The organism is Rhodococcus sp. MSC1_016, from assembly GCF_023667485.2.
GTDB lineage: Bacteria > Actinomycetota > Actinomycetes > Mycobacteriales > Mycobacteriaceae > Rhodococcus_F > Rhodococcus_F oxybenzonivorans.
Genome location: NZ_JAMOZI020000001.1, coordinates 72864 through 91140, shown reverse-complemented (window position 1 = coordinate 91140; position 18277 = coordinate 72864). Strand labels below are relative to the sequence as shown.

Annotated in this window: 17 protein-coding genes; 9 read left to right on the top strand and 8 right to left on the bottom strand. The window is 65.0% G+C overall.

Annotation, left to right across the window (positions count from 1 at the left end):
* Positions 1 to 106: 106 nt before the first annotated feature.
* Positions 107 to 925 carry an SDR family NAD(P)-dependent oxidoreductase gene (locus tag L1080_RS00405; RefSeq protein WP_250772373.1) on the top strand — a complete coding sequence of 273 codons (819 nt, stop codon included), beginning with the start codon at positions 107 to 109 and terminating at the stop codon, positions 923 to 925.
* A 47-nt stretch (positions 926 to 972) separates the two neighbouring features.
* On the opposite strand, the gene L1080_RS00400 is transcribed toward L1080_RS00405, so the two are convergent.
* Complete coding sequence (locus L1080_RS00400; protein ID WP_250772375.1) at positions 973 to 1620, bottom strand: PadR family transcriptional regulator; 648 nt, start codon at positions 1618 to 1620, stop codon at positions 973 to 975.
* A 127-nt stretch (positions 1621 to 1747) separates the two neighbouring features.
* On the opposite strand from L1080_RS00400, the gene L1080_RS00395 reads away from it, so the two are divergent.
* From L1080_RS00395 to L1080_RS00385, 3 genes are read left to right on the top strand one after another with little or no spacing between them, the layout of a single operon-like run.
* Positions 1748 to 2869 (top strand): aromatic ring-hydroxylating dioxygenase subunit alpha, encoded by a 1122-nt coding sequence (locus L1080_RS00395; protein WP_250772377.1) that lies wholly within the window; start codon positions 1748 to 1750, stop codon positions 2867 to 2869.
* Between the two features lies 1 nt (position 2870).
* A complete protein-coding gene (locus L1080_RS00390; protein WP_159924396.1) occupies positions 2871 to 3845 on the top strand; it encodes a PDR/VanB family oxidoreductase in 975 nt (324 codons plus the stop codon).
* Positions 3842 to 4312, top strand: a complete 471-nt coding sequence (locus L1080_RS00385; protein WP_250772379.1) for an HtaA domain-containing protein — start codon at positions 3842 to 3844, stop codon at positions 4310 to 4312. The genes L1080_RS00390 and L1080_RS00385 overlap by 4 nt, the downstream gene beginning before the upstream one ends.
* Here the strand turns inward: L1080_RS00385 and L1080_RS00380 are convergent.
* Entirely contained in the window at positions 4302 to 4958 is a 657-nt protein-coding gene (locus tag L1080_RS00380; RefSeq protein ID WP_159924392.1) for a TetR/AcrR family transcriptional regulator, read from the bottom strand. The two genes, L1080_RS00385 and L1080_RS00380, sit on opposite strands and share 11 nt — an antisense overlap.
* A gap of 153 nt (positions 4959 to 5111) precedes the next feature.
* Between L1080_RS00380 and L1080_RS00375 the strand changes: the two genes are divergently transcribed.
* The 5 genes from L1080_RS00375 to fdhA are packed head-to-tail and all read left to right on the top strand — an operon-like array spanning position 5112 to position 10694.
* Positions 5112 to 5921 (top strand): SDR family NAD(P)-dependent oxidoreductase, encoded by an 810-nt coding sequence (locus L1080_RS00375; protein WP_159924390.1) that lies wholly within the window; start codon positions 5112 to 5114, stop codon positions 5919 to 5921.
* 34 nt (positions 5922 to 5955) lie between these two features.
* Positions 5956 to 7122 (top strand): serine hydrolase domain-containing protein, encoded by a 1167-nt coding sequence (locus L1080_RS00370; protein WP_250772381.1) that lies wholly within the window; start codon positions 5956 to 5958, stop codon positions 7120 to 7122.
* Positions 7123 to 7134: 12 nt separating this feature from the next.
* Positions 7135 to 8406, top strand: a complete 1272-nt coding sequence (locus L1080_RS00365; protein WP_250772384.1) for a cytochrome P450 — start codon at positions 7135 to 7137, stop codon at positions 8404 to 8406.
* Positions 8407 to 8427: 21 nt separating this feature from the next.
* Positions 8428 to 9423 (top strand): PDR/VanB family oxidoreductase, encoded by a 996-nt coding sequence (locus tag L1080_RS00360; protein WP_250772387.1) that lies wholly within the window; start codon positions 8428 to 8430, stop codon positions 9421 to 9423.
* A 44-nt stretch (positions 9424 to 9467) separates the two neighbouring features.
* Positions 9468 to 10694 carry a formaldehyde dehydrogenase, glutathione-independent gene (gene fdhA / locus L1080_RS00355; RefSeq protein ID WP_250772390.1) on the top strand — a complete coding sequence of 409 codons (1227 nt, stop codon included), beginning with the start codon at positions 9468 to 9470 and terminating at the stop codon, positions 10692 to 10694.
* Positions 10695 to 11077: 383 nt separating this feature from the next.
* Here fdhA and L1080_RS00350 read toward each other — a convergent pair whose 3' ends face one another.
* From L1080_RS00350 to L1080_RS00325, 6 genes are all read right to left on the bottom strand, one after another.
* Positions 11078 to 12889 (bottom strand): zinc ribbon domain-containing protein, encoded by a 1812-nt coding sequence (locus L1080_RS00350; RefSeq protein WP_250772392.1) that lies wholly within the window; start codon positions 12887 to 12889, stop codon positions 11078 to 11080.
* 410 nt (positions 12890 to 13299) lie between these two features.
* Positions 13300 to 14493 (bottom strand): cytochrome P450, encoded by a 1194-nt coding sequence (locus L1080_RS00345; RefSeq protein ID WP_250772394.1) that lies wholly within the window; start codon positions 14491 to 14493, stop codon positions 13300 to 13302.
* Between the two features lie 276 nt (positions 14494 to 14769).
* Positions 14770 to 15837 (bottom strand): maleylacetate reductase, encoded by a 1068-nt coding sequence (locus L1080_RS00340; protein ID WP_250772396.1) that lies wholly within the window; start codon positions 15835 to 15837, stop codon positions 14770 to 14772.
* Between the two features lie 48 nt (positions 15838 to 15885).
* Complete coding sequence (locus tag L1080_RS00335) at positions 15886 to 16581, bottom strand: GntR family transcriptional regulator (RefSeq protein WP_250772404.1); 696 nt, start codon at positions 16579 to 16581, stop codon at positions 15886 to 15888.
* Between the two features lie 27 nt (positions 16582 to 16608).
* Positions 16609 to 17541, bottom strand: a complete 933-nt coding sequence (locus L1080_RS00330; RefSeq protein ID WP_250772406.1) for an NAD(P)-dependent oxidoreductase — start codon at positions 17539 to 17541, stop codon at positions 16609 to 16611.
* Entirely contained in the window at positions 17534 to 17932 is a 399-nt protein-coding gene (locus L1080_RS00325; RefSeq protein ID WP_250772408.1) for a carboxymuconolactone decarboxylase family protein, read from the bottom strand. The genes L1080_RS00330 and L1080_RS00325 overlap by 8 nt, the downstream gene beginning before the upstream one ends.
* Between the last annotated feature and the right edge of the window lie 345 nt (positions 17933 to 18277).

Here is an 18277-nt window from a genome sequence, read left to right as displayed (position 1 = left end):
TTTGCATTGCCCACGGGCTCGATGAAATCCGAAAGACCGTGTGGAGCGGTGTGAACCTCCCGGTGACCGGGAGCAAAGGGGTATCGCGGCACCGACATGTCATGAGATGACAAGCATGACCCTCACTTTCACACCAGGCGCACTGTTGCGCGGCCGGCGTGCCGTCGTCACCGGCGGTGTGGCCGGCATCGGAGCCGCAATCGCGCGCAGCTTCGCGGCCCACGGCGCGCATGTCCTCATCGCTGACGTGAACCCCATCGGAGACGTCGACTTCGACGGTGCCGCCGGTGGGCGGCTGGACGCGATCGTGGCCGACGTCTGCTCTTCGCAGGTGGACCCGACGCTCGTCGAGCACCGACCGGACATCCTGGTCAACAACGTCGGACACTTCGTACGTGCGCCCCAAGAGTTCACCGCCGACACCGCCGAGCAGTGGGCCGGCCTACATGAAGTGAACTTCGCCCATGCGCTGCGGCTGACCCACGCACTACTTCCGGGGATGACCGAGCGCGGCCGCGGAGCGGTGGTAAACCTCACCACCGTCGAGGCGCACCGAGCAATTCCGGGGCACACCGTCTACTCCGCATACAAGGCGGCGCTGATGCAATTCACCCGCTCGCTCGCGGCCGAGGTGGGTCCGGCGGGAATCCGGGTCAACGCGGTTGCCCCGGACCTGATCGAAACGGCACAAGTTCCCTACGGAGACTTGGTGCCCGAGCAGGACCGCGCGCTGTGGCCGTTGTGGTCACCGCTCGGCGGCCCCGGCAAACCCGAGGACGTCGCGGGTGCCGCGCTGTTTCTGGCCTCCGACCTGTCCCGGTTCGTCACGGGCAGCACTATCCACGTCGACGGCGGCACGCACGGTGCCGGGGGCTGGGTGCCGCGCCCGACCGGTGGCTGGACAAACCGCCCCCGAAACCCTTGACCAGAAATGGAATAACCGCCGGCCGCAGTCGTCCTACCCGATCCGAATTACGAGTGCAGAGCGACCGGGTGGTCGGTAGCGCTGTCGTCGTCGTGGTCCGGGGGTGACGACTCGGTGCCCGCAAGCTCGTCAAGGAGAGCAAGTCCTTTGTGCCCCCAGTCGATCTCGGACCGGCTCCGGGCGATCATGCCGTCGTAGGTGTAAGCCTTGTACGCGATGATCCGTGCGTGTTCGTGCGCCGGGTAGTGATCGAGTCGCCGGACGATTGCTGGATCCGTACCGGCCTTGATTCCGTCCCGGACGGCGGTGAGCAACTCGACTTGAGTGCTGTAGTACTCGATGTGCTTGTGCAGGATTTCCCGCGCACGATCAGGGTCTGCCCATTCGAAGTAGGCGGCCTGCATGTGGTGGGCATCGCGTTCAGGGGCGTGGTCGAGCGGAGTATTCATCCACGCTCGGAAGGCGGCGATGCCGTCGTCGGTGATGCTGTATTGCGTTTTGGTGCTCCGGGGTCCCCACCTGACCTGCTCGCCCTCGATCAATCCGTCTTTCTGCATGCGGCGCAGTTCGGGATAAATCTGCGAGTCGGGTGCGTGCCAGACGTGCCCGACGGAACCCCCGAACCGCTTGGCGGCGTCATATCCGGTGAGCGGGCCCGCCGTGAGCAGGGCCAGCAATGCGTAGCGAAGGCTCATGTCTCCTCATCGGCCGGGCTGTCTTGCCAATCACTATATCGATAGATAGTGTGTGCGTCACATCACCCAATAGCTATGCATGTAGTTATTGCGGATTTCAGTAGGTGACGACCCCCAAGGACATCGCATGACCGATCTCGGCCCGGGCGGCGCGACCGCCAAGAACATGGCCTTCCCCCTCAACGCGTGGTACGTCGCGGCATGGGACTACGAAGTGACCTCCGCGAAGCTGCTTGCCCGCAGGATTGCCGACAAGCCGATGACGCTTTACCGCACCACGGATGGCCGCCCGGTAGCCCTTGCCGACGCCTGCTGGCATCGGCTCGCCCCGTTGTCGCTGGGCACCCGCATCGGTGCGGACGAGGTGCAGTGCCCCTACCACGGCCTGCGGTTCAACTCCGCCGGGCGATGCACCAAGATGCCGGCGCAGGAGACGATCAACCCGTCGGCGATGGTGGCGTCCTACCCCGTCGAACAGCGTCACCGGTTCCTGTGGGTGTGGCCGGGGGATCCGACGCTCGCCGACCCCACCACGATTCCCGACATGTTCCAGATGGACTCGCCGGAGTGGGCGGGCGACGGCCGCACCATCGACGTCCAGGCCAACTACCAGTTGGTGCTCGACAATCTCATGGACCTCACCCATGAAGAGTTCGTCCACTCCTCGTCCATCGGACAGGAAGAACTCAGCGAGTCCGACTTCGTAGTCACCCACGACGAGCGGACGGTCACGGTCACCCGTTGGATGCACAACATCGACGCGCCACCGTTCTGGCTGAAGAACATGCGTGACAAGTTCCCCGGGTTCGAGGGCAAGGTCGACCGCTGGCAGATCATCGAGTTCCAGGCCCCCGGCACCATTCGCATCGATGTCGGTGTGGCCAAGGCCGGCACCGGTGCCCCCGAGGGTGATCGCAGCCAGGGTGTCAACGGCTTCGTCATGAACACGATCACCCCGGTCGACGAGAAGACGGCGCTGTACTTCTGGGCCTTCCAGCGCAACTACCGCCTCGAGAGCCAACTGATCACCACCCAGCTGCGCGACGGAGTGCACGGCGTCTTCGGCGAGGACGAGGCCATGCTCACCGCTCAGCAGGCCGCCATCGACGCCAACCCGGACCACGAGTTCTACAACCTCAACATCGACGCGGGCGGGATGTGGGTCCGCCGCATCATTCAGCGCATGATCGAGAGCGAGCGCCTGCACACCGCGAATATCGATGCTCTCGCCGCCGAAACGGTGAACTGACATGACCGACAACAAGATTCTCTGGCAGCACGGCCAGGTCACGACCGTCGAGCCCGCCGCCGACGGCATCGCCAAGATCGTGATCGCCACCGAACACTCCCATCGCGCAGCCCCCGGATCGCATGTGGACGTCCGCATCGACAGCGGCGACGTCCGCTCGTATTCGATCGTCTCCGGCGCCGCCGACGGCCGTAGCGTGACGCTCGGGGTCCACCTGTCCCCCACCTCCCGCGGTGGGTCCCGGTATATGCACACCCTGCAGGCCGGTGACCGGATCGAGCTCACCGCACCACTGCAGAACTTCCCGCTGCGTGTCGGCGCACCGCGGTATGTCCTGCTCGCCGGAGGAATCGGCATCACCGCGATGGCGGCCATGGCGGCGGTGCTGCGGCGGGTCGGGGCCGACTACCGTTTCGTCTACGTCGCGCGCAGCCAGACCGCGATGGCGTTCCTGCCGGAACTGCTCGCCTTGCACGGCGACCGCCTGGAGGTTCACATCGACGACGAGGGCACCGGACTGGATGTCAGGGCACTCGTCGCCGCCGTCGACGAGGTGACGGAGTTGTACATGTGCGGGCCGATTCGGTTGATGGATGCCGTCCGCCGCACCTGGGTCGAGCGAGATTTGCCGCTGCCGAATCTTCGATACGAAACCTTCGGAAACAGCGGGTGGTTCCGGGCCGAGGAGTTCGTCGTGAACATCCCGCGGCTCGGCATCGAGACCACCGTCCGGTCGGGTGACTCACTGCTCGACGCTCTCGAGCGAGCCGGCGCGGACATGATGTTCGACTGCCGCAAGGGCGAGTGCGGTCTGTGCCAAGTCGATATCGTCGACGTCGAGGGCACCGTCGACCACCGGGACGTGTTCTTCAGCGAAGAACAGAAGGCCAACTCGAAGAAGCTGTGCGCCTGCGTGTCCCGCGTAGTGTGCGCCGAAGGCGGCGGCAGCGCGACCTTGACCCTCGAGGTCCCATGACCGCCGGCGTCGTACCGTGCGTGATTCCCCAGGTCGGACTGACCTGGGGAATCAAGCGCAGCTTCATCCGCTACATCGCCACGCTGCCCGACGGTCGACATTCGATGTCCGACGGCGCCTATCTGGGCGAGACGAGCTACTTCACCTTCCCCCCGGTTCCCTCACCGGACGTGCCGCAGGTGATGCGGTTCGGCGGAGTGGTGCGCATCGGTGGACACGGTGGGATGCTCGACCTCCTGATTGCAGAGCCGTGGGTAGAGATAACCGAGTCTGGGCAGATCCTGACGGTCGTAGATCCCACCGGCCCGCCGGATCGAACCCGGCGAATCACACTGGCCGAGCTGCACCCTCAAGATTCAGGACTTGCCGAACGGCAGTACACCGCGACCCTCGCGGACGCCGGTTCGGCGATCTTCGATCATCACTACCCGGCGGGTGCCGAACTCGACACGGTCGTCATCCAATAGACCCGCTTGCCGCCGCCGGGGTGGTCCCGCCGGCGAGAGCGGCATGCCACTGCGCCGTCAACACGTCGATCACGTCGGAGAGGTCGGCCGGAGCGGAGCGGACGAGCACGAAGTACAGGGTGCGCTCGAAGCCGAGCATCGTCGTGACCAGCGTCAGTCGTGCCCGTTCCCGTTCCGGGCCGTCCGGGTAGCGGCCGAGGAAGGTCGTCATCGCGTCCGCCGCTTCCGACAGTGTTTGGTACCACCGCTGCGAAACGATCGGTTCCACCGACAAGGCGTGCTCGAGGGTTTCGAGTTGCTGACGCCCGTCCACCCACAGCTGCGAGCTGTTCTCGACCCACCGCCGCAGGCCGTCGATATCGGTCGGATCGAGCGAATCCAGCGTTCGGTAGCTGTCGACGACCTCCGGACTGAGTTGTTCGAGCATGGCGTCGACCAGCTCGGCTTTGGCCTTGAAGTGCAGATAGAGGTTGGCGCGGCTGATGCCGGCGGCCTTCGCGATCGACTCCATGGTGATCTTGTCGTAGCCGTATTCGGAGAACAGGGGAATCGCACACTCGACGATGCGGGCGCGAGTGGCCCTCTTTTTCTTGCCCACGCGCGGTGCGGACGAGTTGGTCGAAGATGCGGTTTCCGTCGTGCTCATGTGGTCAGCCTATCGGGCCGCGACCAGCACACCGAACAGAACTAGACGAGAATCCAGAAAAAAACTAGACATGGATCCAGTTTTTGGTATCGTGTGTCTTGCACCACTCACGAGCCGTCATCGTGCTCGTCCCCTTTCTCGAGGAGTCTCTCCATGAAACTTGCTGGAAAAGTCGCATTCGTCACCGGCGCTGGATCAGGAATCGGCGCCGCCACCGCCCGGTTGTTCGCCGAGCACGGTGCGACCGTCATCGGCGCCGACATCTCCGAAGGCAACGTCAAAGAAGTACTGTCCGGAATCGACCACGGTGAAGGCATCGCCCTCGACGTCGCCGACAGCACCGCCGTCAAGGAAGCCTTCGCGCACGTCGAAAACCGCTACGGCGCACTCCATGTGCTGATCAACGCCGCCGGCATCAACGCACCGACCCGCGAGGAGAATGAGCGCCTGGTCGACGTCAACGTCCGAGTATTCGAAGCACGCAAACGCGGCGAAATCCTGCACCCGGACTTCCTGTCCGGAGTCACCGACGAGCACTTCGATCGCGTCCTCGCCGTCAATCTCAAGGGCCCCTTCTACACCATCCGTGAAGCTGCCCCGCTGATGAAGCGATCCGGTGGTGGGTCGATCGTCAACATCTCGAGCGTGTCCGCGCTGGTGGGAACACCGATGCCGTTGTACTACCCGGCCTCGAAGGCCGGTGTCCTCGGCATGACCCGGGCCGCAGCCGGAGAGCTCGCGCCCCACGACATCCGCGTCAACGCCGTCGCACCGGGCGCGGTGGACACACCGTTGCTGCGCGCACAGCCCGACGAGATCGTCGATTCCATCGCCGGTGTGCAGCCGATATCGAGCCTGGCCAAGCCCGAAGACCTCGCCGCCACCATGCTGTTCCTCGCCTCCGACGACAGCAAGTACTACACCGGACAGACGCTGTCGCCGTCCGGCGGCCTCTACATGTAATTCCGCCCGGACGCACCGACAAGAGAGCGCAACCATGAGCACACCCACGATCACTTTCGACCAGAACGCCCTGAGCCGCATCCGCACCTCGATCACCCAGGACATCGACGCCGGACGCTACGACGGCGCTGTCATCGCCATCGCCCGCCACGGCGAGATCGGACTGCACGAGGCCATCGGCTACGCCGACCGCACCACCGGACGCACCGCAACTGTCGACGACGTCTTCTGGATCTTCTCGATGACCAAGGCGTTCACCAACATTCTGGTTCTACAGGCCATCGACCGCGGTCAGCTGGATCTGACCACTCGGGTCGTCGACGTCATCCCCGAGTTCGTCGGCCGCGACCCGTTCCGCGCCGCGAAGAAGGATCGCGTCAACGTCGGTCATCTGTTGACGCACCGCGCCGGTCTCGTCGCCACCCCCACCCCTCTGCCGTACTCCGAGCTCGGCAACCTCGACGCGGTGATCGACGCGATCAGCCAGCTCGACGTCGTCGGTGAGCCGGGCGGGACCTTCAACTACTCACCCACCCTCAACCACGCGCTACTCGGAGAGATCGTCCGCCGCGTCACCGGATACCGCAGTTTCGGGGAACTTCTCGCCAAGGAACTCTTCGCCCCGCTGAAGATGAACAACACCGCACTCGGAGCCCCCAAGGCATGGGCCGATCGGATGGTGCCCATCAAGGCACACTTCCCACCCGGCGGATGGCTCAAGTCGTCGGACATCGAGGTCATGCAGGAAATCGTCGTGGAGGGGGCAGAAATGCCGTGGGTCGGCGCGGTATCCACCACCAGCGACATCTTGCGTTTCGCGGAAATGATCCGCCGTGGAGGCGAACTCGACGGTGTGCGTATCCTTTCGCCGAGCATCCTCGATCTGGCCACGACCCTGCAGACCGGCACGGCGCCGAACGATCTGTACGCGATGCTGTGCCACGCCCGCGGCTGGGACGTTCCCCCGGGGAACTTCGGTCTCGGCTTCGCACTGCGCGGCGAAGGGGTGTACCCGACGTTCTTCGGCGCATCGACCAGCCCGCGCACCCACGGCAACTACGGCGCCGGATCCACCCTGTTCTGGGTCGACCCCGACAAAGACCTCACGTTCGTCTGCCTCACCGCCGGGGTGATGGAGGAAGGCGACAACCTCGCCCGCTTCCAGCGGCTGTCCACCATGGCCGCGGCCACAGCCCTCTGAACGGACCTCGACATGACCAGCACCTTCGGGCAGCGACCCGCTGCACCACCAGAGTTCAATCCGCTGAGCGACAGCGCACTACTCGACCCGGCCTCGATGTACGACCAGATCCGCACCGAGCGGCCCGTGTTCTGGCACGAGCAGCTCGGCACCTGGGTCGTCACTCGCCGCGAAGACGTCGAGACGGTCCTGATGGACTGGAAAGCCTTTTCCTGCAGAGGTAACGGCGGAAACGTTCCCGTGCCCGAGCAGTTCACCTCCACGGTGACCTCCGAGCTGATGGCGCACATCTCCATCAGCATGGACCCGCCGATCCACACCGAGATGCGTCGGGTCGCCCAGCGAGGCTTTCTCAAGCCGGTCATCGACGCCCTCGAACCGGAGATCGAAGCCCGCGCCCATCGCATTATCGATCGGCTCGCCGACCGTGGTACTGCCGAGCTGATGGAGGACTATTGCCTCGAGCTCACCACCCAGACGCTGATGGCGCTGATGGACCTCCCGGACTCGTTCGAGCCGATGATGCGGCAACTGCGCGACGACCACTTCGCCGTCCTCGCCAGCGGACGAGAGCCGATGGAGGAGCCGCGCCGCACCGAGGTGTGGACGCGGTACACCACTGCGCAACTCGAACTCCGCAAAGTGGTGCGTGAACGCCGTGACAGCACCGCGTCGGATCTCATTTCGGTGATGGCCTCGGCACGCAACCGCGACGGCGAACCCACGCTGTCCGATGAGCGTGTGGCGCTTCATCTGTGTGAGTTCTCGGCCGCCGGGACCGACACCACCGCCCAGGGCATGGCGAACGCCGTCATCTTCCTCTCGCGCAACGAAGATCAACTCGCCGAGGTCCAAGCCGATCCGAGCCTGTGGCCCAGGGTGTTCGAGGAGACCCTCCGTCGCCGCCCGTCCGCGCCGTTCGCATCACGGCAGGCCACCCGTGACGTCGTATTGTCCGGGGTCACGGTCCCCGCCGGTGACATGGTGTGGGTAGCACTGGCCAGCGCCAACAACGACCCCGACCATTACCCGGAACCGAAGAAGTGGAACATCCACCGCGACGAACCCACCGACCACTACGCCTTCACCAAGGGCCGACACACCTGCCTAGGCCAGCCCCTCGGTCGTACCCAGGGCACCGCAGGCGTCCGTGTCCTGTTCGAACGACTGCCCAGCCTGCGCATCGCTCCTGATTTCGAACAGGACTTCCTCCCATTGGTCATGCTTCCGATCCGGCGCAGCCTCGTCGCGAACTGGGATCCGGCCGACAGCACGACCAGCTAGCAAGTCGACAAGGACCATCCCATGCATACGACGCCCCTCACAGATGCGGCCACACCGTTGCTCACCTCCACGGAATCCCGGATGGAGCTGACGATCACGGCACGAACCCCGGTTGCGGACTCCGTCGTGGAGTTGACGCTCACCCACCCGGCCGGGTGGCCACTGCCTAACTGGGCCCCCGGCGCACATCTGGATCTCGTCCTCGGACCCGATCTCATTCGCCAGTACTCCCTGTGCGGTGACCCGAGCGATCGCGCCTCCTACCGGGTGGCGGTGCTACGCGAACCCGACAGCCGCGGGGGTTCCCTTGCGGTGCACGAAAAACTTGCCGTCGGCGACACCATCGTCACCCAGGGACCGCGTAACAATTTCGCGTTGGTCGACGCACCGGAGTATCTGTTCATCGCCGGGGGAATCGGAATCACTCCACTGATTCCGATGATCGCCGCTGTGGAAGCCCGTGGCATTCCCTTCCGTCTCGTGTACGGCGGCCGCGCACGAGCATCGATGGCTTATGTCGAGTTACTGGAAAGCCGCTACCCCGGGTGTGTCGAGGTTTGTCCCCAAGATCAGGTGGGACATCTCGATCTGCCCAAGATCCTCGGCGAGCACCGACCCGAACGGCGGGTATACACCTGCGGACCTGCACCGCTACTCGACGCGATCGAACGATTCTGCACGTCGTGGCCGTCCGGATCGGTGAATATGGAACGTTTCCGGGCGAAAGAAGCCGACCCCGGTGCAATCGACACCGAATTCGAGGTCGAGCTGACGCAAACGGGTGTCACGGTCACGGTCCCCGCCGATCGGTCCATCCTCGATGTCGCCGAAGAAGCCGGCGCAGTCGTGATCTCGTCCTGCCGGGAAGGTACCTGCGGCAGCTGCGAGACGCCCATACTCGAAGGCACTGCCGATCATCGTGATTCGCTGCTCACTCAGGAGGAGAAGGACGCCCAGGAGACGATGTTCATCTGCGTCTCCCGCTCCTGCTCGGGCCGACTGGTGCTCGACCTGTGAGCGTCCGGTCGCCATTCGAGGTCGAAACCCCACACAGAAGGACAATGATGACAGCGAGTGCAAACCGCGCGGTGACTTATGTCGGCCCCGGCAAGGTCGAAGTGCGTGAGATCGAATTCCCGAAACTCGAACTGCGGGACGGACCGGGGGTCAACCCGGCCAATGTCGGACGCAAGTGCGAACACGGAGTCATTCTGAAGGTGGTCTCCACCAACATCTGCGGAAGCGACCAGCACATGGTTCGGGGCCGCACCACCGCCCCCGAAGGATTGGTCCTCGGGCACGAAATCACCGGTGAAGTCGTAGAAGTGGGCCGGGACGTCGAATTCATCAAGGTCGGCGACTTGTGTTCGGTGCCGTTCAACATCGCCTGCGGGCGGTGCCGCAACTGCAAGGAACGCAAGACAGGCATCTGCCTCAACGTCAACCCCGACAGGCCCGGATCAGCATTCGGGTATGTCGACATGGGCGGCTGGGTAGGCGGTCAGGCCGAATACGTCATGGCACCGTACGCCGACTTCAATCTGCTCAAGTTCCCCGACAGAGACCAGGCGCTGGAAAAGATCCGCGACCTGACCATGCTCTCGGACATCTTCCCCACCGGCTATCACGGCGCTCTCACAGCGGGCGTGCGCGCAGGATCGACTGTCTACGTCGCGGGCGCCGGCCCAGTCGGACTCGCCGCGGCTGTCGGTGCCCAGCTCCTCGGCGCTGCTGTCGTGATCGTCGCCGACCTGAACGCCGAGCGCCTTGCTCAGGCTCGCTCGTTCGGTTGCGAGACCATCGACGTCTCCCACGGCGCCCCGCAGGACCAGCTCGAGCAGCTGCTCGGCGACCCCGAGGTCGATGCGGCAATCGATGCCGTCGGCTTCGAAGCACGTGGTCACGGCGGCGACGCCGGGCACGAACAGCCCGCGGCAGTACTCAACTCACTGATGGAGCTGACCACCGCCGGAGGCGGCATCGGCATCCCCGGGCTGTATGTCACAGGCGATCCCGGCGCCGCCGACGACGCCGCGAAAGCTGGCTCACTGTCATTGAGTCTGGGCACCGGATGGGCGAAATCGTTGTCGTTCGCCACCGGACAGTGCCCGGTCATGAGCTACCACCGCGAGCTGATGAACGCGATCCTCGCGGACCGGGTGCAGATCGCGAAAGCCGTCAACGCGACCGTCATCACGCTCGATGATGCACCGCGCGGATACAGCGCCTTCGACAGCGGAGTGGCCCAGAAGTTCGTCATCGATCCACACGGGATGATCGCGGTCTGACCCCCGTTCGTGGCTCCTCCATCCACTCCATGAAACAGGTGAGTCTGGCGACCACTGCCCTGCCGGTCGGGGACGAGATTTGGCTGGGGACGCTCAGTGGTGACCGGATCGTGCGGTCGACCCGGGGCTGAGCCCAATGACCACCACGGATCTCCTCGTGGTGGTCACTGGTCGGGCGAGACGATCGTCTAGCTGGCCGCATCGTGACGTGCCCCAGGTACGAACCTACGCCGCCGTGATAGGGGCAGGTGGTGTTTCGATTGGTGACTTGGATTCTGCTGCAACAGTTGTCGAGAGTCTGACCAGTGCGAGCAAACACGCCATGGACACTGCCAACGCGACCACGATCGCCGCGGCAATCGCGTACGGCGTGCCGGTAGCGTCTACTTAAATCTCATACTATCTGCCACTGACGTGGCCGATGCCGGAGATGTAGGTACGTCACGGCTACCCGTAACACCGTGCGATGTGGCGGGTTTGACCGTGTCCCACACCGACGCTTGAGGTGCAGGAACATTCTTTTTCTGATTCACCCCCGCCTGTGGTGTCGCGGTGGGAACACTGCGGCGGACCCGGCGATGCCGTGGCCGGCTCGGGGTGGGACTGGTCTTGTCGCGGCACTGCCGGACCGGCGCATGCTCGGTGTTCCGGATTTCCGGGTTCTTCCCGCGCTTGTGAACGACTCTGCTGCGCCCGAGCAGTGCACGTTTAGCGAGGTTCACCGCTGCTACGTGGTCGCGATTGCCGCCGACCTTGCACCGTGCGCACCATGCCCGGTGGTAGCCGCCCGGGCGGGAGAGTGTGTCGTTGCAGCCCGGGCACAGCGCCGACGTGCCGCGGGCCGGGACGGACACCACCGTCACGCCGACCCCTGCGGCGGTGTGTGCGAGAGCGTCGACGGCCTTGCGGCGGGCGGACTGCGCGGCCCGGTTGTTGTTCACCCGGCCGTGACCCCGGGTTTCGAGGGTGGTGAGGTCTTCGACCCCGATCACCTTCGCACCGGCCGCGGCGGCGTAGTCGGTCACTTCCCGGCCGAAGTGGAAGGCGAGTTCCCGGTTGATCTTGCCCCGTTTGACACCGACCGCGGTGCGGTGGGCGTCGAGGACCGCGATCTTGTTTTCCAGGTTGGCGCGCACCTCGGGTGGTGCGGTCGCGGCGAGCCGCGTCAGTCGTGCGGCTTTGCGGTGCAGGTGTTGGCCTTCCGCTTGGAGGCGGGCCAGTTTGATTCCCAGGCCCCGGTCGTCGTAGGTGAAGCCCCGGTAGTCCGAGACCAATCCGTCGGGGCGTTCGGTGACGATGGCGGCTGCTCCGAGGGTGGCCAGTGACCAATCCACTCCCACCGCGGTTGATCCCGACGTCAGATCGGGCGCTGGAATAGATTCGGTGGCAGCGCAGCGCAGCAGCAGGCCTCGGTGGTCGAGGACGAGGGTCGGCAGATGCCAGTCCGTGATTGCTCTGGTGTGCAGGTGTGGTGGGATCGCGGCGGTCAACCGGACCCGCCGCCAGTGCGCCCGATCTGTCGGGGCGGCGGCGGTGGGCAGTTTGACCGTCAGCACCATGACGGCGTCTGCGACGGTGATCTGCGAGAGTTGGCGATCGGCAGAGGAAAGCCTGGCCATCACCGGCGTCTGCGGCGGTCCCTGCACGTCGGTGATCCGCAAGCAAGTAGTGGGAGCACCCGCGCTTGCGGTGGTGCGCGAGCGCGCTGCGAGTTGTCGTGCCACGCCGCGCGCGAAGCCGGCCGGCACACACTCACCCGCAGCAGTCGGCGGCGCGATTCGGCCGGTGACGGGGTCGAACCTGGCCGACAGCGAACCGATGGCGGTATCCCGATACGCCAAGGTCCGCAGAGTGCCGATCGCCTGGGAGGTGACCACCCGGGTCACCCGCGACGGCACGTACACCCCGGTCGGGTAGGACGGGTTCCACCCCAGACGCGCCGCAGCGACATGCCCCTGCATCGGGAGCTTCCGGCCCGAACTGTCACGTCCGGCGGCGAGGGCATCGAAGGTGGCCGGTTGCCACAGCCTCGACACCAACTCCGATTGCGCGGCGCCGATCAACTCGAGCAGCCACCGCACACGACGATCGATGGTATCGAGCCCGATCGGGGCGTCGGTAGCATCGTCGACCGCCCTGTACAGGCGGGTAGTGTACGAAAACTGACGCGGCACAGTGAATCCGGCAACAGTCATCGGCTATCCCTCCTCCAACCTCGCTGCCGCATCGCCCGAGAAGTCGGCGTTGATTCTGTTTCGACCGCAGCCGGTAGCACCGGCCCGAAAACGACGCGAGCAACGCCATGAAGTCATCCATCAACTCCTCCACCAGCGACTTGTCGCCATGCTCCCGCAGGACCTCGACCGTAACCCCGACCACCGACAAATACCTTTTCGATCCAGGCGACTCCGAACCGGGCCAACCGATCCCGCCACACCACCCGCACCACCGTGAAGTGGCCTTGGGCGGCGTCGTCGAGCATCCGGTCCAAACCGGCCCGCGTTAGTCATCGGCCGGAGGGGACACTACCGACTCTGTCATTCGATCTCCTTCGGTATGGATCGGCATCACCCCGACGGGTAATGCCCATATGTGCTGTCAGTGTTTACTTTTCGAGTCGCAGAGGGATGCTTGACCAGCCGGTACGCAGCGCTCTGCCCGATGTCTCGGCGGGTGCGGCGAGCGTAATGGAACGGGTGCCCGCGAGAAGCTGCGTTCCGAACGCGAGAAGTTCCTGCCGCGCGATGGGCGCGCCCACGCACATGTGCGGACCGAATCCGAACGTCAGGTGCTGGTTGCGGTCGCGATCCAACCGAACCCGGTGCGGATCGGCGAACCGTTCCGCGTCGCGGTTGGCTGAGGCGACATTGATCGCGACGAGCTCGTTTGCCGGGACTGTGGTGCCGGCAATCGTGACATCGGCGGTGGTTCGACGAACGGTCTGATGCAGCGGCGGCCCCAGGCGCAGCACTTCCTCGATGGCAGCGGGTAACAGATCCGGGTCGGCCCGCAGGCGGGCCTGGTCGTCGGGGTTCGTGGCCAGGTAGTGCGCCAATGATCCCATCGCCGAGCTCGTGGTATCTGCGCCCGCGGCGAAGATCTGGGTCCCGAGCGAGAGCACCTGTTCACGTGAGATCGGTTCGCCGTCGGGTCGCAGTTCGAGGATCCCACTCATCACATCCTGCTCGGGGTCCCGCGGATGCTCGGTGCGATCGGCGATCAGGGTGTTCACTGCGTCGTCCCACAACGTCGCCTGCAGGGCGCCGAAGGCACTGATGTCGTGGCGTAGAGAGTCGGCGCGGTCGAGGGTGGCAGCGAGTTCGACCCATCCCTCGTCGCTCAGTCCGAGCAACACCGAAAGCACCTGCGGCGGAACGGTACGCGCGACGGACCGGTAGATATCCCCTTCTCCTGCTTCGATGAGCGGAGTGAGTTGTTCGGCCACGATGTGGTCGATTTCCGGTGACAGCCGCGCGACCCGGTCGGGTCGGAAGTACCTGTTGAGGAAGGTTCGGTAGAAGGTGTGTTCCGGCGGATTCGTTGCGATGGGTATCGGCCGATTCGGCGACGGGTACTCGACGAAGGGGCGCCCACTCGCGAAGTTCTTCCAGTCCCGGCTGGCCTTCGAGGCGTCGGCGAAGGTCAGCACACTCCAGAACCCATCGAAGTCGTCACTGTGTACGACCGGAGAGGACGCACGCAGTCGGTCGTACTCGCTGTACAGGTCGGATGCGGTGCTCGGTCGATAGGACGCGGCTGAATTCGCATCGTTGCGCGCGCCCGTATTCGTAGTCGTCATGGTGTACCTCTCGGCAGATCGATCCCGCTGAATTAGAGGATTCCGCGGGTATCCCACGGGGAAGAGAATTGGTTCCCGCAACATCGAATCGGAGTGACACCCCGATCGGTTCGGCTACCGTCGAATGTAATCTTTGCCATACAAATCGGCAATACCCTGCTGTGAATCAGTTCGCTTGGGGCGCTTGGGATACGCGTGACGGACTGATCTGGCCGGCGGACACGACGCCGCCACCCTCGCACTGACCGGGGCGGGATGGCTATCCGGTGAGGTTGATCAGCTCGAGCTCGTTCCCATCCAGGCGTTTCGGAGGAGCTCGCCCAGTTCCGCGCGGGACACGGGGCGCGGGTTCGAGGCGGGCACTACGGGCAGGATCAGATCGGTGGCCTCGTCGAGGTCACCCTCGGACAGCCCGACGTCGCGTAGCGCGGTGGGCGCCTCAACAGATTTCAGCAGGGCACGCAGGCCGTCCACCGCGTCGGTCGCGCCGAGTGCGGCTGCCGTTCGTGTTGCCGCGGCCTGCGCATAGGGTGCGTTGAAGGCCAGGACGTGGGGCAGGACGATGGTGTGTGTTTGGGCGTGGGGCAGGTCGAACCGACCGCCGAGCACGTGGCAGATCTTGTGGTGCAGACCCGATCCCGCGCTGGCGAAGGCGACCGCAGCGAGATAGGCGCCGTAGAGTGCGTGCTCGCGTCCGGCGAGCGATTCGGGTCGGTCGGCAACCTCGGGAAGGGCATCGGCGAGGGCGCGGATCGCCTCGGTGGCGAGCGCGGAGTTGATCGGATTCGCGCGCGGCGCCCAGAGTGAGTCGACGCAGTGCGCGAGGGCGTTGCAGGCGCTGGCGACACTGAGCTCACGTGGGAGAGATCGGGTGAGTTCCGCGTCGTAGACGACGGTGTGGGGAAGGACGCGGTCGTCCTGGCCGGTCGTCTTGCGGGCTGCCTCGGTGATTCCCCAGACATTCGTCGCTTCCGAGCCTGCGTAGGTGGTCGGGACGGCAATGATCGGCAACCCGGTGGTCAAGGCGACGGCTTTGGCCAGTCCGGTCGTCGACCCGCCGCCGATGCTGATGAGCAGATCGGCACCGCGCTCTCGGGCAATGCTGCGAGCCTGTTCGGCTTGCTCGACGGGCACGTGGGGGCGCACGTCGTCGAATCGCACCGCGACATCGAGGCCGCCGAGGACTGCGTCGACGAGCGACCGATCGCCTCGAGCGGCCACGACCATGGGCGTGGATGCGCTCAAATCATAGGTCGCCGAACGTAAATGGTTCGCCGCCTGACCTGAACCGAACATCACGCGCTGGCCGAGGGTGCGGTGGTCGAATATCGGTATCTCGTTCATGAGGTTTCCTCGCGGACTCGTCGCGGGCCGAATGGGCCGACGGTATGTTCACTGGTCGGATTCGAGGGCGGCGAGCGCTGTGGTGGCGGCGGTACGCACGTGGGCCGCGCACAGTGCGGCGGCGCGGGAGGCGTCGCGTTCCTTGATCGCCCGGACGACGCCGCGCAACTCGGCGACCGCCTGCTCGGAGCGGCCGGATGTGGACAATGACGTCGCCCGCAGGATCCGGACTCGTGCCTGAATGCCCTCGATGAGCTGCTTGAGAGAGCTGCTGGCAGCACCTTCGACGAGGACGGTGTAGAACTCGTCCTTGGCCGCGAGGATGCTACGGATCTCCCCGCCGGCGGCGGTCACCTCGGCGAAGTGTTCCACCGCCGCGTCGAGCCGCATGACTTGGGACGGGGTGGCTCGTTCGACGAACCGGGTCACGATGATCGATTCGAGTGCGGCACGAACCTCGTAGAGATCGGCGGCTTCGGTGACCGTGGGCGCGCTCACCATGGCCCCGCGCTGCGGCACCACCGTAACCAGGCCCTCGGATGTCAATTCCCGCAATGCTTCTCGGACGGTGGTGCGTGAGACGCCGAGTTGCTCGATGAGTTCTCGCTCGATCAACCGTTGCCCCGGGCGGAGCCGGAAGTCGAGGATTGCTTCGCGCAGCGCCGCGATGACCTGCTCCCGAAGAGGGGCGGCCGCCTTCCCCACCGGACTCGTTGCCCAGACACTGGCCGTCTTCGTCGCCATCGGATCAGTGTACTTTTTGTACGTTGGTCATACAATTTCCGGGATTGCCGACTCTTCGACCCACCGGGCGATCTCGGTGTGGTCCGCGGCGGAATCGAGTGTCTCCGACGCTTGGCTCCACAGCGAGACCGCGTGCTCGCCGAGGAGGCTGGGCCGGCCGAGCTGCCGCGCCAAATCGGTGGCAATGCGCATATCCTTGAGCATCAGGTTCAGCGCGAAGCCGGAATCGTATGTCTTCGGCACAATGAAGTTCGGCCACTTGTTCTCGGTCGATCCGCTCCGTCCGCTCGAGCCGTTGATGACGGTGAGCATGACTTCCGGGTCGAGACCGAATCGCTCCCCCGCGAGGATCGCCTCACTGGTCACCATCAGATGAGTAGCCGAGAGCAGGTTGTTGAGCGCCTTCAGCGCATGTCCGGCGCCGATATCGCCGACGCGGACGGGTCGGCCCAGAAGTTCCAGGATCGGTAGCGCAGCGGAGACAACGGACGGCGCGCCGCCGACCATGATAGTCAGCGTGCCGTTGACGGCACCTTTCACTCCGCCGGAAACCGGGGCGTCGATCAGGTCCACGCCCCGTTCGTCGGCGATGCGCCGGGCGAGTGCCCGGGTGCGCATCGGCTCGGACGAGCTCATGTCGACCACGACCGCACCGGGCCGTAGCACCGCGGCGAGTCCGTCGTCGAGGACCGACTCCACTACTGCAGAGCTCGGCAGCATCAGGATTGTCACGTCGGCGTCCGACGCGGCTGCGGCTGCCGAGTCCGCCGCCACGCCGCCGTGTTCCGTAAAGCGTTGTACCGCTTTCTCGGACAGATCGAAGCCGATCACTCGGTGGCCTGCCTCGAGTAGGCGGCCCGCCATGGGGGCGCCCATGTTTCCGAGCCCCACGAATGCGACCGTGGCGGTCGACGACAGGTCGTGAGTCGGCAGATCAACACCGACAGCAGTGTCAGACATCGGCGCGCAGCTCCTTCAGGGTCGCCTCGGCGATGCGGAAGGATTCGAGCGCGGCAGGAACACCGACGTACACCGCGGCCTGGAGGAGAACCTCCTGAATCTCTTCGTCGGTGCAGCCGTTGGTCACTGCCCCACGCACGTGCACCGCGAGTTCGTGAGAACGGTTGACGGCGGTCAGCATCGCCAGGTTGAGCAGGCTGCGGGTCCGGGGAGGCAGTCCGTCGCGGGTCCACACGGTGCCCCAGCAGTACTCGGTGACGAGTTCCTGGATGGGACGGGAGAACTCGGTGACGTTGCTCAGAGAGCGCTCGACATGCGCGGCTCCGAGGACCGCCTTGCGCATGGCAATGCCATCTTCGTAGGTCTCCTTGTGCGTCCGACTGGTGGTCATGGATTACTCACTCTCGTTCAGATTGTATGACGATAGTTGCGATAGCGCTGCAGACTTTGCTGATCGCCCCGTGATCAGGCATGCAGTAAACCGGAGAATCGGCTCACCCGGTCGAGTCAAGGCCGTAGTCCCGACGCGGCTGCCCAACATCGGCCCACGTGGTGCACCTTTCGGTGTCACCATTTCAGTCTCCCCCCAGAACTAGACTCATGTCAAGTATTGCGGTGACTCGCGTCACTCGGTACGGTAGCTTCAACACGGCAGATTGTCATACATATTTCCTCCGCGGGCTCACCACGATGCGTCGCATCGTCGCCGGATACGAGCGGAACACCAGGCTGCCCA